At 48.4% G+C, this 16966-nt stretch carries 10 protein-coding genes; 6 read left to right on the forward strand and 4 right to left on the reverse strand.

The features are described from left to right. Positions 1–76 precede the first annotated feature (76 nt). From NC796_RS08765 to NC796_RS08775, 3 genes are all read right to left on the reverse strand, one after another. Entirely contained in the window at positions 77–1660 is a 1584-nt protein-coding gene (locus NC796_RS08765) for a TolC family protein (protein ID WP_310684002.1), read from the reverse strand. After that, on the reverse strand, positions 1653–5456 hold the full coding sequence (locus NC796_RS08770; protein ID WP_310684003.1) for an efflux RND transporter permease subunit: 3804 nt from the start codon (positions 5454–5456) through the stop codon (positions 1653–1655). The genes NC796_RS08765 and NC796_RS08770 overlap by 8 nt, the downstream gene beginning before the upstream one ends. A 134-nt stretch (positions 5457–5590) precedes the next feature. Then, entirely contained in the window at positions 5591–6004 is a 414-nt protein-coding gene (locus tag NC796_RS08775) for a hypothetical protein (protein WP_310684004.1), read from the reverse strand. A 160-nt stretch (positions 6005–6164) separates the two neighbouring features. Between NC796_RS08775 and NC796_RS08780 the strand changes: the two genes are divergently transcribed. The 6 genes from NC796_RS08780 (at position 6165) to NC796_RS08805 (ending at position 16239) form a co-directional block, all read left to right on the forward strand. Next, complete coding sequence (locus tag NC796_RS08780) at positions 6165–8237, forward strand: copper-translocating P-type ATPase (RefSeq protein WP_310684005.1); 2073 nt, start codon at positions 6165–6167, stop codon at positions 8235–8237. Positions 8238–8676: 439 nt separating this feature from the next. Then, on the forward strand, positions 8677–10206 hold the full coding sequence (locus NC796_RS08785) for a hypothetical protein (RefSeq protein WP_310684006.1): 1530 nt from the start codon (positions 8677–8679) through the stop codon (positions 10204–10206). Positions 10207–11607: 1401 nt separating this feature from the next. After that, positions 11608–12963 (forward strand): spondin domain-containing protein, encoded by a 1356-nt coding sequence (locus tag NC796_RS08790; RefSeq protein ID WP_310684007.1) that lies wholly within the window; start codon positions 11608–11610, stop codon positions 12961–12963. A 395-nt stretch (positions 12964–13358) separates the two neighbouring features. After that, positions 13359–14081 (forward strand): response regulator transcription factor, encoded by a 723-nt coding sequence (locus NC796_RS08795; RefSeq protein WP_310684008.1) that lies wholly within the window; start codon positions 13359–13361, stop codon positions 14079–14081. Further along, a complete protein-coding gene (locus NC796_RS08800; protein ID WP_310684009.1) occupies positions 14078–15547 on the forward strand; it encodes a HAMP domain-containing sensor histidine kinase in 1470 nt (489 codons plus the stop codon). Before NC796_RS08795 ends, NC796_RS08800 begins: the two co-directional genes overlap by 4 nt. 146 nt (positions 15548–15693) lie before the next feature. After that, the gene (locus NC796_RS08805) at positions 15694–16239 is read left to right on the forward strand and encodes a CHRD domain-containing protein (RefSeq protein ID WP_310684010.1); all 546 of its coding nucleotides are present in this window, start codon (positions 15694–15696) and stop codon (positions 16237–16239) included. 104 nt (positions 16240–16343) lie between these two features. Here the strand turns inward: NC796_RS08805 and NC796_RS08810 are convergent, their stop codons facing one another. Beyond that, positions 16344–16964 (reverse strand): methyltransferase domain-containing protein, encoded by a 621-nt coding sequence (locus tag NC796_RS08810; protein ID WP_310684011.1) that lies wholly within the window; start codon positions 16962–16964, stop codon positions 16344–16346. Positions 16965–16966: the final 2 nt, after the last annotated feature.

Here is a 16966-nt window from a genome sequence, read left to right on the forward strand (position 1 = left end):
TAGGATTTTCAGTCATTCTACATCTGTGTGCAGCATGACTGTGGTGATTATATATTTATTGGTTAATTCGTGGGTTCTAGTATTCAAGTTCTTCAGGATCAATGTTATATCTGCCGGTAAGCAGCTCAATCTGAGCTACGGCCTTATTCTGATTGGCCAGAGCCTCCTCTCGTGAGCGCTGGTAATCCAGCAGTCGTCGCTGAAGGCGAAGGATCTCCTCGAAATCGGTGTCCGCACTGGCATATTCTTCAGTCAGGATATTTATGACTTGCCGAGTTCGATTAATCTGCTTCTCCTCGTAGAGATTCAGCTTCCGATTGGCATTGTGGTAGTCGCGAAGTGCCCGGTCAAGCTCGGTCATTAAATCGTTCTCTTTCGAGATCTGTTGCGACTGAACGGCACTTCTTTGTAGCTCCGCCTGTCGTTTTTGGGCACGGTATTTTTCTTTGAAAAGCGGTATCTGGATTGAAGCACGAGCCATGAATGCATCCTTCCCGTTGTCTATCATTGCCATATCTTGTTGATCGGTCAGGATATAATCAAAGCCGACACCAAATGTAGGCAAGCCATCGAGTCGCGCTGCTCGTATCGATTCCTCGGCAGCCTGTTCTCGGAATGAAAGCTGTATCAGGCCCGGATTTTGATTTAGCACCTTTTGACGCAGTTCTTCTTCATTATAAGGAAGCTCTGAAGGAGATAGCTCAATCTGGTCCGGTAAGTCTATACTATCGGTATTGAGGAGTTCGGTAAACTCCTGTTGCAGCACGTCGCGATCTTCCAGCAAATTGCTGCGGTCAATGCGCAGATCCTCAAGTTCAATTTGAACCTGCAGTACGTCCGGCTGACTCCCCCGGGCTGTTTCCAGTTTTTGCAGTGACAGCTCCTCAAGTGATTCCAGGATGTTGATATTCTCCTCTATTATGGCAATCTGTTCATCAATTACATACAGCTCGTACCATGTCGATTTCACCTCGTAGAAAAGGCGGTTACGCACTGTTTGGAATTCTTCAAAATGGGCCTTCGCCTCATTGATTCGCACTCCTTCTCGCGCTCCAAGGGTACCAAACCAGGGAAACATCTGGCTCAGGGAAAATCGGGCAGTCTGTGGGCCCACCCTGGTCTCGATCGGGCTGATGAAGTACCCGAAAGCCAGTTCGGGATCGGGAAGGGCACCGGACTGCGGAACCTGTTCCAGTGATGCGCGGTACTGGTTGAAGGAGGCTTTAAGTTCCGGGTTATTCTGAGCCGCGGCTTGGAGATATTCTTCTAGCTGGGGATTGGAGACACTCTTTATTTTTTGTGCTTCTACCTGTGTGAACGTAGCTAGTGTTATTATGAGAAGGAGGGCCATCCCCCTCAATCCCCCCGCGAGTAGTCGGACAGACTCATGGAAGGTGAACTTCTTTTTACGCTTCCAATCTCTAAATTTATTATCTCGGTATCGCTGCTCTGCGGCGGTACCCTGCCTGACGCTCCGCGTCCACTGAGGGGAAGGGGGATTGAGGGGGATGACCGAATTAGTGACACCCTTAATTTTATGAAAACTGCCGTTGGAAGGGAGTTGCACTCCCGACCCACATGCTATCCTCTGTACTTTCTCTGTGGTTAGTCTACAATACATATCTCTCGAGGATTTCATATTTCCTATATGACTATTCATCGTATGCAAGTTCTTTGGTTCTAATTTCTGGGGCAGGAGGCGTACGTTTAAGCTGCCACTCTTTGTAGATCGCGTAGAGCACCGGCACCACAAACAGTGTCACTACCTGTAGGAGCATGCCGCCGACGCTGGGGATCGCCATCGGGACCATGATATCCGACCCACGGCCCGTGGAGGTGAGAACAGGGATCAATGCCAGAATGGTAGTAGCGGTGGTCATTAACGTAGGACGAATACGGCGCTGGCCTGCACGGATTACCGTAGCTCGAATTTGCTGAGGAGTTGTCGGTTTGTTGCGATCGAAGAGCTGGTCCAGGTAAGTAGCCATCACCACGCCGCCGTCCGCAGCAATACCGAACAGCGCGATAAAGCCAACCCACACGGCGATGCTCAGGTTGACAGTACCCAGCTGGAACAGGTCACGCATCGATTCGCCAAACAGGCTAAAGTCCATGAACCACGGCTGCCCGTAGAGCCAGATCAGGATGAATCCACCGGCCCAGGCGACAAAAATGCTGCTGAAGATCATACTCGTCGTCGGCACGGACTTAAACTGGAAGTACATGATGAGGAAAATCACAAGGAGGGCGATGGGGAGAATTACAGAGAGTCGTTTCTCGGCGCGCACCTGGTTTTCGTAGCTTCCGGCAAATTCATAACTGATACCAGAGGGCACGGTTAGACTCCCTTGTTCGATCTGGTCCTGCAGGTAGGCCTGTGCATTCTCTACAACTTCCACTTCGGCAAAGCCATCCGTCCTGTCAAAAATCACATAACCGATCAGAAACGTATCCTCACTTTTGATCGCCTGTGGTCCTTGCCGATAGGTGATTTCGGCTAGTTGTCCCAGGGGTACCTGTTGGCCATTGGATGTCGGAACCAGCATCTGTTGAAGGTCAGAGGGCTCGTCCCGGCGTTCACGGGCATATCGAACCCGAACCGAGTATCGCTCACGACCCTCCACCGTTTTGGTGAGTCTCACACCCCCGAGCGCCACCTCGATATACTGCTGGACCTGCTGCATGGAAATGCCATAGCGTGCGATCTCTTTACGGTCCACATCGACCTCCAGGTATGGCTTGCCAACAATTCGATCGGCAAACACAGACGCTGGCTTGATACCCGGCACGTTTTTGAGATGTTCTTCCAGATTCATGCCAAAATCTTCGATTGTCTGAAGGTCGGGTCCCTTCACTTTAATTCCCATCGGGGCACGCATGCCCGACTGCAACATAATCTGCCGCGTCTCGATGGGCTGGAGTTTTGGTGCAGAGGTAAGGCCGGGAATTTTGGTAGCACTAACAATCTCCTCCCAAATATCATCCGGACTTTCGATATGGTCGCGCCACTGCCGGTAGTATTTGCCGTTGGAATCCGGAACGAGATTGCCCTGCTCATCGCGGACAAATTCCCCATTATCATCCACGCTATACCGGATGCGCCGGCCATTGGCATCAGTCTTGTACTCCGATTTGTACGTGATCACATTCTCAAACATGGACGTAGGAGCGGGATCAAGCGCGGATTCTGTACGACCCATTTTACCAACGACGTTTTCAACTTCCGGGATTGAGGAGACCCGCATATCGATCAGCTGCATGTACTCCTTGGCTTGTTCGATGCCCGCATGCGGCATAGTGGTGGGCATCAACAGGAACGAGCCCTCGTCGAGTGGTGGCATGAATTCCTCACCAAGCCCGGGGAACGCGTGGTCAGCTGCGATCCATACCTGTGTGGTCCGGATGTTGACACCAACAACGTCAAGCCCTTTGGCCACGAAACCGAATACCGAGGTAAATCCGAGCCAGATTACCATGCTCAATATTACAAGTGCGGTTGGTATGGAGAGAAACAGGACTTTGTGCTCAAGGAACCATCCCAGCATATCGGAATAATATTTGACGACCAGGTAGAAGGTACCAAGGATTAGGACAAGGAGTAATCCCACAAAAAACAGGTTCCAGAAAAAGGCGACCGAAGGACCGAGGGGCAGCCAGGCCCTTGTCAATAGATATGAGACAAGGAGTACTATCAATGTGTTATTTGCCACTTCCTGGTATCGAGTGGCTGGGTGCTCAATCACCAGTGGGAGGCCGTTGATCAGGCCAAAGCCTATTAGTGCAAATCCTGCCCACGACGGCCCCGTAAACAGGACAAAGATCCCTGCAACAAACAACGCGCTGTTCCACAATAGCTTGACAAGTTTGCGGCGAATCTTGATCGAGAAGAACCAGTGGGCAAACGGCGGGATAAGCGTGATCGCGATGATGATGGAGGCGATCAGTGCGAAGGTTTTGGTGTAGGCCAGCGGGCGGAACAGCTTGCCTTCAGCGGCGACCATGGTAAACACGGGGAGAAAACTAACAATCGTGGTGGCGATGGCGGTAAAAACGGCAGAAGCAACCTCGCTGGTGGCGCGGAAGATAATTTCAAGCAGCCCGGCCTTATCGGGATTATCCGCTTCTTCAATATGCCTGAGCATATTCTCCGAAAGGATGACGCCCACATCCACAATCGTACCGATGGCAATGGCTATGCCGGAAAGGGCCACGATATTGGCATCCACATTGCCCAGCTTCATGGCGATGAAAGTCATCAGTACGGCTAGTGGCAGCATCCCGGAGATAAGGAATGAGCTGCGCAGGTTGAGGACCATCACGACCACTACGATGATCGTGATCAGGATTTCGAGGTTCAGAGCTTCTTCCAGTGTACCGAGCGTTTCGTTGATCAGCTCCGCGCGATCGTAAAACGGCACAATGGTAACTTTTGATTCGGTACCATCATCGAGGGTTTTGGTCGGAAGTCCGGGGGAGATTTCCTTGATCTGGGCTTTGACGTTTTCAATCACCTTCATCGGGTTTTCGCCGTAACGGGCTACAACTACTCCCCCCACAGCTTCCGCCCCGCCTTTATCCAGCACTCCGCGGCGCAGGGCTGGGCCGGTGCTCACATGCGCCACATCCTCGATGCGGAGCGGCACATTATTACGATTGGCAACGACCGCCTGTTCAATATCCTCCAGGTTTTTGATGTAGCCGAGTCCACGAACGAAGTACTCCACATTGTTTAGCTCGACGGTTCTGGCGCCAACTTCCGCATTACTGCTTTTGACAGCCTGGAAAATGTCGTTCATTGTGATGCCGTGCACCTGCATCGCCTCGGGATCCACATCAACCTGGTATTCCTTCACGTGTCCCCCGATTGGGGCTACTTCTGAAACGCCCTCAGCTGAAGAGAGGCCGTATCCCACGTAAAAATCCTGGATAGAGCGCAGTTCCTGCAGGTCCCACCCGCCGGTAGGGTTGCCTTCTGAATCGCGGCCCTCAAGCGTATACCAGAAAATTTGCCCAAGTGCCGTGGCATCGGGGCCGAGTGAAGGTTGGACGCCGTCGGGCAGCGTGCCAGAGGGCAAAGAGTTCAGTTTTTCGAGTATACGGGAGCGACTCCAGTAGAAATCCACATCTTCTTCAAAAATGACGTAGATGCTGGACATTCCCAGGATAGAGTTGCTGCGCACTGATCGCACGCCCGGTACATTCAGCAACTGCGTGGTCAGGGGATAGGTGATCTGGTCCTCCACATCCTGTGGTGAACGGCCGGGCCACCGAGTATAGACGATCTGCTGATTTTCACCGAGGTTTGGTATCGCGTCCACTGCAACAGGGTCGCGCGGCAGCGATTCGATATCCCATGAAAATGGCGCCACGGCCATACCCCAGGCAACAAAGCCCAGCAGCATCAGCACGGCGACGAGCTTATTTTCGAGAAAAAAGCGGATTGTTTTATCTAGCATCGATAATTGAATTAGTCTAAAATCTTTGAGCTTGGGCATTGGGAATACGCACTGCGTGCACGAAATACAGTCAGTATGCGTATTGCGTAAGACGGCGTTGATTTACATCAAAGCCAGTTGATAAGAGACTTAGACTAATTCAGAAAGGAGCTGTTCTTCAGAAAGATGGGAGGGGAGGAATCGCCCGCTTCAGTATGAAGGTAGGTAAATTGGGTGGATGTAGTGGCCGGATCGGTTTGATCCAGGATATCGATAACCGTGGTAATTATATCGGCTTTAACTCTCGTCAGGGTGTTGGTCGCACGATTAACCACACTCTGGTCAACACAGCAGCTGCAGTTGAAGCCGAGATCACAATCGGTATCTCCGGCATTGTCAGAATGATGTTTATGCTGCTCGGAATGATGCTCGTGATGTTCAACTGAAGCAGCAGCATGGTCAGACATACCGCAATACTTTGCAATTGCAGTGGGTGTGCTAATTCCTGCCACGAGCAAGAGCCCCGTCAGGATAGCAATCAAGCGATATGTCTTGGAAGTTTTATTCATCTACCGTTTTAATTCTGAAAATAACAAACTGAAGATATCGAAAAATATTGTGTGGATGCAATCTCGGATTCACGATCTAAAAATTTCATACATCTTAGCAGGAATTTTATTAAGTCTGCCACTCAAAGCTTTAAGATTTTAGATACAGAGCTTAATAATCATGAGTGAAATAGTTATGGACCACATAATGCATGAACATCATCATCGGAAAAATGTAAAACCAGATCCTTCCAACTCAGACATACGAGAAAAGAGCGAGGAATCCCATACTGGACATCAAGGGTCACATGAGGGACACATGCTTGAGGATTTTCTGAAGCGATTCTGGATTTCAGTGCTTTTAACCATCCCTATACTGGCACTCTCTCACATGCTGCAAGATATGGTGGGGATTGGAGAAGTACTGCGATTTCCCGGGGATACTTACCTCTCGTTTGCCCTGTCAACCATCGTCTTCTTTTACGGGGGGAAGCCTTTTCTAAATGGACTGGTCCGTGAAATGAAGCAACGAGCACCCGGCATGATGACCCTGATCGGCATTGCCATCTCAGCAGCCTATCTCTATAGTACGCTTGTGGTCTTCGTTGTAGATGGGCAGGTTTTTTTCTGGGAACTGGCTACACTGGTCGACATTATGCTGATTGGTCACTATATCGAAATGAAGTCGGTGATGGGAGCCTCACGAGCGCTGGAAGAGCTGGCTCGACTTATGCCTTCTGAAGCCCACCTTCTTCAGGAAGACGGTTCCACAAAAGATATTCCGCTGGAGGAGTTGACAACAGGAACGAGAGTATTGGTTAAGCCCGGTGAAAAGATTCCAGCCGACGGGGTGGTTGTTGACGGCAAAAGTTCGGTCAATGAATCACTGATGACCGGCGAATCAAAGCCGGTATCAAAAGGAAAAGGTGACGATGTGATCGGTGGATCCATCAATGAAGAAGGTTCCTTAAGTATTGAGATCAATCGGACTGGTGAGGACAGTTTTCTCTCACAAGTCATTAAGCTGGTCAAGGAGGCCCAGGAGAGTAAATCGCGAACGCAGGACCTGGCCAATCGGGCTGCATTCTGGTTGACCCTCGTCGCACTCGGAGCGGGAGCCATCACCTTTTTTGCATGGACATTCTTCACCTCGGAGGATTTTGTTTTTGCACTGGAGCGAACCGTCACGGTCATGGTGATCGCCTGTCCGCATGCACTCGGATTGGCCGTCCCGCTCGTCGTTGCTGTCTCCACAAGTTTGGCAGCACAAAATGGATTCCTGATCAGGAATCGTACGGCATTTGAAGAAGCGCGAAGCTTGGGAGCCGTCATCTTTGATAAGACCGGGACGCTGACCTACGGGGAGTTTGGGGTAACCGATATCGTCACACTGAATGGGCAGTATGATGAAAATGAGCTGTTGCAACTGGCGGCATCACTGGAACAAAACTCCCAGCATCCGATAGCCAGAGGAATCGTTAATGCAGCGACAGGGTTGATGAAGGTTGATGAATTCAATTCCATTACCGGAAAGGGCATTGAAGGACGTGTGGATGGCAAACGGGTTAAAGTTGTAAGTCCCGGCTTTTTGCGTGAAAAGGATATACGTTTACCAGGAAATGAATTTGAGCAACTTTCCAGCCAGGGAAAAACGGTGGTATTTGTATTGATTGAAGATCAACTCACTGGAGCCATTGCACTGGGAGACAAGATTAGAGAAGACTCCCGGCAGGTCATCGAGCAGCTGCATTCCATGGGTATCCAATCGATGATGCTAACCGGTGATAATGAGCAGACAGCAGCTTTTGTCGCTAACGAGCTTGGGCTTGATGACTACTTCGCTGAAGTGCTGCCCGAGGAGAAGGCAGCCAAAGTAAAAGAGGTGCAACACCGTGGCCTCAAGGTTGCCATGACCGGCGATGGCGTAAACGACGCCCCGGCCCTGGCCCAGGCTGATGTGGGTATTGCGATCGGTACTGGCTCGGATGTGGCCGTAGAGACGGGTGATATTATTCTCACTCAAAGCAATCCTAAAGATGTGGCCGCCGTAATAGGGCTGGCCCAGACGACCTACCGAAAGATGGTACAAAATCTGCTTTGGGCCACCGGCTACAACGCGTTTGCTATTCCCCTTGCAGCGGGCGTCCTTTCTGGCTTCGGAATTGTTTTGAGTCCAGCCGTCGGTGCAGTGCTGATGTCGTTAAGTACCGTTATCGTGGCTGTCAATGCCCGCTTTCTATCACTCAAACGTTAAGTATGTCTCATTAGCTATTGCATACAAGTAGAATTGAGATCTTTGTAATATTAATTAAATCATTAGAAAAATGAGTTAACACATTTCAAATGGGAGAGGCGAACTTTATAAGCATCTCCCTTTTCAACATTCTTTGGAGGGCCTGTTCCCCATACGCATTTGCGACACTGGTCTGTGGATTTTCTCAAACCTCAAAGAATCTATTAGATCTCATCAATGAACAGTTCGAACACAAAACGCTCAAATATCCTGGAAAATATTGATGTGGGATGATGAGATAGTTCATGTTTAACTTTTATATCGGTGTTTATAGTGCCTAAGCCCATAAATTAAATGATTTTTGGGGCGGCATGAAAAATTGGAATTACCCCAATCCACCCTTCAAAAGTTTCCGTTGTGTGTAGTGAATAGTTAATAATCACAAAATCTACAGACAACTATGAAACAATTACTTAAACCTATGGCATTCTGCGTGGCGGTGCTTTTTGCAGTATCGGCATGTAGCGATAACGGAACAGGAATGAACGGCGAGGAAGATAATGGCGATGGCGACATGAATCCCTCGGAGCTCTCCGTGGAGGACCAGGGAACCAGTAATGGAAACCAAGTCACCATTCCTTCCCTGATGATTGAAGAGTCTGGCTGGGTTGTTATTCACCGGGATGCAGACGGCGGCCCCCAGGTACCGGATATCATTGGTAAAGCGATGGTGGATGCGGGTGCCAATTCTGATGTAAGCATTCAGCTTGAAGAAAGCGTATCCGACGGGGAAACCCTATGGGCGATGCTGCACCAGGATACCGGAGCACAGGGAGAATATGAGTTTACCGGCAGTGACTCACCGGATCAACCCGTGACGGTAAATGGAGAAATCCTCACGAAATCATTCGTTATTAGTCAGACTGATCCCGCTGTAATGTCGGAAGACCAAGTCAATAAAGGCGGCGTTTTTGCAACCAATGTAGATGCAGCTGAAGATGGCTGGATTGTCATTCATCGATCCAACTCAGCCGGTGATGGTCCCCAGGTACCTGAAATTATTGCCAAGACGCAAGTATCAGCCGGTTCCAACACCGATGTGTTTATCCCTCTGAATGACGGTGAAACTGTTGAAGCGGGCGAAACCCTCTGGCCGATGCTGCACTATGACACCGGAACCAAAGGGGAGTATGAATTCGACGGGAGCAGCGGACTGGACCAACCGGTACTGTTTGACGGGAATATTGTGCTGAGCTCATTTACGGTCCTGGAAAACCAGTCAACGTTGACGGCAATGGATCAAACTTTAATGGATAACAGCATTTCTGTTGATGTTGATGCCTCAACCGATGGGTGGGTCGTCGTTCACCGTACAAGCACGGCAGGTGATGGGCCAATGGTTCCCGCTATCATCGGTAAGACAAAAATTGACGCAGGCATGAATGAAGATGTTATGATCTCATTTGGTGACTCTGTTGTAACGGATGGTGAGCAACTCTGGCCTATGGTTCACTTCGATACCGGTGTCAAGGGCGAGTATGAATTTGATGGAACAGGCACCCAGGATCTGCCGATGATTATCGACGGCTCCATACTGATGACGCCTATAACTGTTTCCGGTTCAACGGCAAGCGTAGTGGCAAATGATCAGGCCGCTGACAGTGATATAGCCATTGCGGAAGCCAATGCGATGCAGCGCGGATTTGTAGTTATCCACCGAAATACCCAGGATGGCAACGGAAATGACGCACCCGATGTATCGGGCATTATTGGAAAAACAGATGTTTATACCGGCACCAATGGCGATCTGACGATCAACCTTGATGAAGGTGAGTCTATTGAGTCTGGTGAGAAGTTGTGGGCGATGCTGCATATCGACAGCAACAGCAACGGAAGCTATGACTTTGACGCCAATGATGAGAACCCGGATGATCCTCCCGTATTTGACTCAAATGAAAATATTGTGATGGTTCAATTCACATTGGAATAGAGGTTAAAAGCCAAACACCACAACGACAGTTGAAAGCCTCCGGTTGATCCCGGGGGCTTTTCTGTTTTCCGCCAGTCGGAAAAGTTTAGTCCTTATAGTGACCCTCTCTTGTTCTCTGAGTCTGTCTAAAAAGACTCTTCTCAAAAGAAGAACGCCTGGACGTCATATGACTACCGGTTCAAGTTTGTAACTTGGACCAGTACAAAGCAGTTGGCAGCTTGCATGGCACAAGTTGCAAACTTGCGCCAGGTGGGAGATAATCTGGCCAATCTGTAGTTTGTTGGGACACGATGCATCGTGCTCTTACCTCTTATCGGCTGATTGGTTTGTTCTTTACTACTCAGCTTTAATGGAGCATACTGCTCGGCCTGCCTGCCCTTATAAGCACCGAATGTGTGATATGACCATATCAGGGTGCATGATATTACTATATCACGGTGTCCGATATACTCCTATCATACTGCCCGATATTAGTATATCATCCTGTACGATATTACTATATCAAGGAGAATGATATTATAATATCAGACCGTGTGATATTACTATATTAGAGAGCATGATATCATCATATCGGGAAGGCTGAGATGGCAATATCAGGCTGGTCGGGCAGTAAGGACAACCCGGTTGTGGTTAGAAGGACAGGCAGGTGGTGGTTCCCGGCACCGAATGAAGTAGTAGTAAAGCCATTGAGCATTAGCCTTTAGGGGACCCATCCCTATCCCCTCCAACAGAAAACCGCTGTTGCAGGGAGGGAAACGCACTGATTGGATTCCGGAAATTCTCCACTACCGGAACATGGACCAGTACAAAACAGTAGCAGCTTGCAATGGCACAAGTTACAAACTTGCGCCAGGTGGGGAAAAAATATGTCCAAACAATAGTTTTGCTCAATAAACCAACCGCAAAAAGAAATGTAGCAATCTTAGAACTGCTTAGTCCGACAGACTCCCAGGGCCCCGCATTATTACAGAGAGTGACACAAAGTAGGCGTGAAGGTAAACAAAGTAACAAAAGACTTTGTGGTTCTTTGTGAGTTCTTTGCGTATCTCTGTGGTACTTAGTAGGCACAAGTTGCAAACGTGCGCCAGGGGTTGATCAGTTGGCTAGATGGTAACAAATGTAAATCTCATATCTCCGAATTAAGGGTTCTTATGAGAGGGCTTTGCAAAACCCTACGACTTCGTCATTCTGAGCCCGTCGAAGAATCTCCTGAATCCGATTGATACCGTTAAATGGAGATCCTTCACTACGTTCAGGATGACTGCCCGGTTTTGCAAAGGCCTCTATGAATAATTTTGTTAAAGATATGTAAACGATTCGTTAGAATTTTGTGATACCTTCTCCCGCCCTCATGCTTACCTATAGGATATACTTTCATTTTAATCCAAAAGGTAAACCGTTATGAATCTATCACTAAAACACTCGTTAATTTATTGTTTATTGCCACTGTTCTCACTGGCACTTGTATCCTGTCATGATATGACAAAGGATGAAACGCCGATCGCTACTTATGAAGTTACCATTGAAAATGTAAGTCAGGTGTATCCCATCTTTAAAAGTTCCGCTTTTAACACGCCTGTTGGGGCCTCTGACCCGGGACCACTAATGCCGGGAGCGGCTTATGAGTTCGAATTTACGGCACCAGTTGGCAGCCACCTTTCCCTGGCTACCATGTTTGCCCAGTCGAACGACTGGATTTTTGCCACGGATGAGGATGGCATTGCGCTCTACAACCAGGATGGTTCACAGGTGACTGGTGATGTCACGGCGCAGATAGACCTCTATGATGTGGGTACGGAAGAGGACCAGGAGGTAGGCGTAGGCGATAACCAGGCACCCCGCCAAAGCGGTCCTGACACCGGTCCAGACGATGATGACCCCAATGTTCGGCTGGTGGATGACATGGATTTACCTCCCAATGAAGATATGATCCAGGTTACGCTGACATCTACCGGTGATCATGGGTTTATGGTGCGAATAGAAAACGTATCTGATGAGAATACGCTGCAAACCTCGGAGGGTAGTAAACCGGCGTTGCTTTCTCCCGGCACTTGGTTGGTTCACAATTCGAGTCAATCGGGACTGTTGTATACGCTGGGGGAACCCGATTACGGGGATGGCCTGGAAGCGATTGCTGAGGATGGCAACCCCAGCGAACTTGCTATGAGTTTAGCAGAGGATACTGGGCTGACGGTACCCCTTTCACCGGGCGCATTTGCTGTTTATGTAGGGAATAATCCCGTATTTAGGGCTGGAAAACCGGCGCCCGACAATGGTATTGAAGCAATTGCGGAAGACGGACAGCCTGCGATGCTGGCTTCGGTGCTATCCTCAGAAGAGAGAGTCAAGGCAAGCGGAGCATTTAATCAACCGGTGGGATCCAGCGAACCCGGTCCACTGCTGCCCGGGGAGAAGTATCAATTTACGTTTACGGCTCACCGGGGTGATCGCTTGACATTTGCCACGATGTACGTGCAGTCTAACGACCTTTTTTACGGCCCGGAAGAAAAGGGCATCTCCTTGTTTAGCCAGGGGACTCCAGTCACAGGCGATGTGACAGACCAACTGTTGCTTTGGGATGCCGGTACTGAAATAAATGAAGAGCCCGGTGTAGGACCCAACCAGGTGCTACGGCAATCAGACCTGGATACCGGGCCGGAAGATCCCAATCCAAATGTTCGAGAGGTTGATGATGAGTATGATTATGGAACTCTCTCCGAACGGATTAAGGTGACGATTCAGCTTGCTGATAACTAATTAACGTCAGTTCGACATAAAACTGTCATTGCGAGGGATTCAGCGATCTTCGGGAGGCAATCTCCCGATGGGTGAGCAAAAAAAACGGACGGGGAGATCGCCGCGTCGACCTCATCGTTAAACCAAAAAGGGCAACAAAGCCTCCTCGCGATGACAGTTTATTATTATGAGTTAGTCTCTCAGGTTAATTAGACGATTTTAGTTGGACCGTTAATAGGGGAATATGTAATCATTTTAAGTCCTATCCATAGCGCGGGAATTAATTCCCGCGCTATGGATGGGGCACTTATTGAATGGATTACAGTTTTTATCTCTTTTTCTTTCTAAAAGCGCCTCGGGGTCGCTATTAAGATTTGGAAGTTGTCTTTTGTACGAAAGCTTAGTAGTTATATCATATGGAATTAAAAAAAATACTTATCGTTGAGGACGACGAGGAGATCATCGATCTGGTGGAAATTAATGTGGAGGAGCTGGATTACGAGATCGAAAAGGCCCTGGACGGTAAGGTTGGCCTGGAAAAGGCGTCAACAGGGAATTACGATTTGATCATCCTGGACCTTATGCTTCCCAAAATGGATGGATTGGAAGTGTGCAAGACGTTGCGAGCACAAGATATAAACACGCCGATCTTAATGTTGACGGCTAAATCGGAAGAGTTTGACAAAGTGCTTGGACTGGAACTGGGGGCCGATGACTACCTCACCAAACCGTTCAGTATTCGCGAGCTTCTTGCCCGGATAAAAGCTAATCTTCGAAGAGTAGAAGTGGACAAGAAAGAATCCATGCTGAAGAATGATAAAACCGAACTCAATATTGGGGAACTAAAACTTAATCCCACCAAACGAAAAGTCACGATTTCTGGGGAGGCGATATCATTGACGCCAAAAGAGTTTGAGCTACTGCACTTGTTTGCCTCAAATCCTGGCAAAGCATTTTCACGGGAAGACCTGTTAACCGAGATCTGGGGATATCAATTTGAGGGATATGACCACACGGTAAATTCGCATATCAATAGATTACGAAATAAGATTGAGGCAGATCCTTCTGATCCCGTGTACCTCAAGACGGTTTGGGGCGTTGGATATCGATTTGTTGAACCGGAGGAAATTGAGCGATGACCAACCTTTTTCATTCATTTTACTGGAAGATTTCACTCGTATTTTTGCTGCTGCTTATCGCTTTGGGGGCAGCACAGGTGCTTATTACCTACAATTCCTCGATGCAGTTTGTACGACAGGCCGACCAAAAGTTGAACCTGGATCTGGCAAAAAACATGGCTGGAGAATTTGAAGCAGAGCTGGAAGATGGCCTTGATATCAGCCGTATCAAAAGTTCGATCCATGACATGATGGTGGTGAATCCGCGTATCGAAATTTATATACTGGACTCCAGCGGTAAAATATTGGCGTATTTTATAGATCCACCAGGCGAAGTAAAACAGGATTCAGTGAGTTTGGGCCCGGTACGGGATTTTCTGCAACATCCGCAATCCGATCTGATTATGGGGGAAGATCCACGTAATCCGAGTCTCACGAAGCCAATTTCTGTGGCACCGCTCGATATTGGGGAGCCACAAAATGGCTATGTCTATATCATTCTGGGAGGTGAACAATATGATTCAGCGCTACGTATGCTGGAAAACAGCTACTACCTGCAAACCAGTATTAAAATATTTGGTGTTATACTGCTGGTAACGGGCATCGCAGGACTAATTATTTTTGCCTTTCTCACTCGGCGTCTACGTAAGATGACAGGAATCATCAGTAAATTCGACCAGGGAGATCTTGATCAGCGGGTACCAGTCAATTCAGATGATGAGATCGGTCGATTAGCGAAAAGTTTTAACTCGATGGCCGATACGCTCCAGGAAAATATGAAGGAGCTCAAAAAAACTGACCAGCTCCGTCGTGAGCTTATTGCCAATGTTTCGCACGACCTGAGGAGTCCCTTGGCCTCAATTCAGGGCTACCTGGAAACGATTTTACTGAAAGAGTCGACACTGAGTCATGAGAAGAGAAGGAAATACCTGGAAATTATTCTGAAGAATACATTCGGGTTACGCCAGCTGGTGGAGGAGCTTTTTGAGCTCTCGAAGTTGGATACAAAGCAGGTTGAGCCGGAAGTCGAGCCATTTTCGATTAGTGATTTGATACAGGATGTGGCTCTTAAATTTGAGCAGCAAGCCGATGACAAGGGGATTCAGATCGTGGCCGAAAATGCTTCTGGCCTGCCCCTTGTAAAGGGTGATATTGCACTTATTGAGCGCGTGTTAAGCAATTTGATAGAGAACTCTATTCAGTATTCTGAGGAGGGCGGAATCATCCGATTGGAGCTAAAACAAGAGGGGGCAGCGGTGCAGGTACAGGTCAAAGATACCGGCGCGGGAATAAGTGAAGATGATCTGCCCCATATCTTTGATCGTTTTTACCGGGCGGAAAAAAGTCGTTCTCGTTCTGAGGAGGGTACAGGCCTTGGCCTTGCCATCGCCAAGAAAATTATGGAGCTGCACGGTAAAGAAATCCAGGCTCAGAACCGGAATGGACAAGGGGCTGTGTTTACTTTTGAGCTGGACAGGGCAAATTAACAGTATGAAATTACAATCTTTCCACAGAGGAACTTTCATGCCTTTAGTGTAATATATATAAGTTGTTGTTTATGCATGATTTAGATAGGTTTATGAGCAGGTATGAATACTAATTGTTTCTAATATCTTATCTGGAAGAGGTTACTATGTTAAAAGGGAATGCACTTCACGTTTTGGTAGTCGTAATAGCACTGGGTTTTTCGTTTCTGATTGGATGCGGTGGTAGCCAGGAAAAGGCAGATTCCGCAGCATCGGAGGATACGATGATGACAGAAGAATCGATGCAGCAGCCGATGCAGGAAGAACCGATGGATATGGCGGAAGGTCAAACGTTCCAGGCTGAGCTTAGTGGTTCAAATGAAGTTCCCTCGGTCGAAACCAGCGCAAGTGGCACTTTTACCGCTACTTTGGTTGGTGACAGTATTCACGTCCAGGGAAAATTTTCAGGGCTAAGCAGTGATTACGTGGCGTCTCATATCCACAAGGCAGTAGAGGGAGAAAATGGTGGACCGATTATAACTCTGGAACCGACCGTAGGTGCCGACAAGCTTTCCGGCTCATGGGACGCTTCCTACCTGTTGGATAGTGCCCAAATTACAGCCCTGAAGTCGGATAGTCTCTACATAAATGTGCACAGTGCTGAGCATAAGTCGGGAGAGCTTCGCGGGCAACTTACTCCTTCGGGAATGTAAGATCATGCTATAAAAAGGATGTGAGCAGGAAGCGCGGATTCAACGGGTAAACGGATTACTATAATCTATTTGAGATCATCCGCCCAAACCGCGTCACCTGCGTTCTATTTGTGCGCTTCCACAAAAAGAAACTTCCAATACCGCCAGTTCCAGCTATCGGTTTGTTGGACACGAAACCCGCTTTTTTTAAGCATTTCCTCCAACTCCGGCAGGGAGCGGGTATCGATATAAGCCGAAGTCAACAGGTTGATAACAGTATTCATGAATCTGAAAAGGCCGGACCTGTTCCAGTCCAGCAGGTAAAGGTGACCACCGGTTTTTAACGTGAGATGCAGCAGGTCCAGCGTTTGCTGTTGATTGTGATAAAAATGAAACGCGTTCAGGCAAAACACTCTGTCAAAGCTGTTCTTCTCAAATGGAATGCGATCAGCACGAAATTTGGTGAAAGAAAGACGTTCATCTTTTGGCAGGCGATTTTTGGCAATGTTGAGCATGCCCTCAGAGGGGTCGTTAATGACAAGTCTGCTAAATGGAAACTGCCTCTCCACCAGTTTTTTTGCCAGCAGACCGGTTCCACCACTCAGGTCCAATATCCAGTCATCAGGTTTGGTCTCGATCTTGCTCAGAAATTTTTCATGCGTGTGATAGAGGTATCGCTTCCACTTTTTTTCATATTCCCCGGCCGTCTGGTCATATTGCTGGATTGTTGATTCTGACAGGGGCATAT

Origin of the sequence: Aliifodinibius sp. S!AR15-10 (assembly GCF_031569985.1) — a bacterium.
In the GTDB taxonomy this organism is placed as follows: Bacteria; Bacteroidota; Rhodothermia; order Balneolales; family Balneolaceae; genus JAMQKA01.

Excerpts from the sequence above, each read along its gene's own strand:
- NC796_RS08805 (WP_310684010.1), top strand. The coding sequence starts at position 15,694 with ATGTTAAAAGGGAATGCACTTCACGTTTTGGTAGTCGTAATAGCACTG.
- NC796_RS08800 (WP_310684009.1), top strand. The coding sequence starts at position 14,078 with ATGACCAACCTTTTTCATTCATTTTACTGGAAGATTTCACTCGTATTT.
- NC796_RS08790 (WP_310684007.1), top strand. The coding sequence starts at position 11,608 with ATGAATCTATCACTAAAACACTCGTTAATTTATTGTTTATTGCCACTG.
- NC796_RS08770 (WP_310684003.1), bottom strand. The coding sequence starts at position 5,456 with ATGCTAGATAAAACAATCCGCTTTTTTCTCGAAAATAAGCTCGTCGCC.
- NC796_RS08785 (WP_310684006.1), top strand. The coding sequence starts at position 8,677 with ATGAAACAATTACTTAAACCTATGGCATTCTGCGTGGCGGTGCTTTTT.
- NC796_RS08780 (WP_310684005.1), top strand. The coding sequence starts at position 6,165 with ATGAGTGAAATAGTTATGGACCACATAATGCATGAACATCATCATCGG.
- NC796_RS08810 (WP_310684011.1), bottom strand. The coding sequence starts at position 16,964 with ATGCCCCTGTCAGAATCAACAATCCAGCAATATGACCAGACGGCCGGG.
- NC796_RS08775 (WP_310684004.1), bottom strand. The coding sequence starts at position 6,004 with ATGAATAAAACTTCCAAGACATATCGCTTGATTGCTATCCTGACGGGG.
- NC796_RS08765 (WP_310684002.1), bottom strand. The coding sequence starts at position 1,660 with ATGAATAGTCATATAGGAAATATGAAATCCTCGAGAGATATGTATTGT.
- NC796_RS08795 (WP_310684008.1), top strand. The coding sequence starts at position 13,359 with ATGGAATTAAAAAAAATACTTATCGTTGAGGACGACGAGGAGATCATC.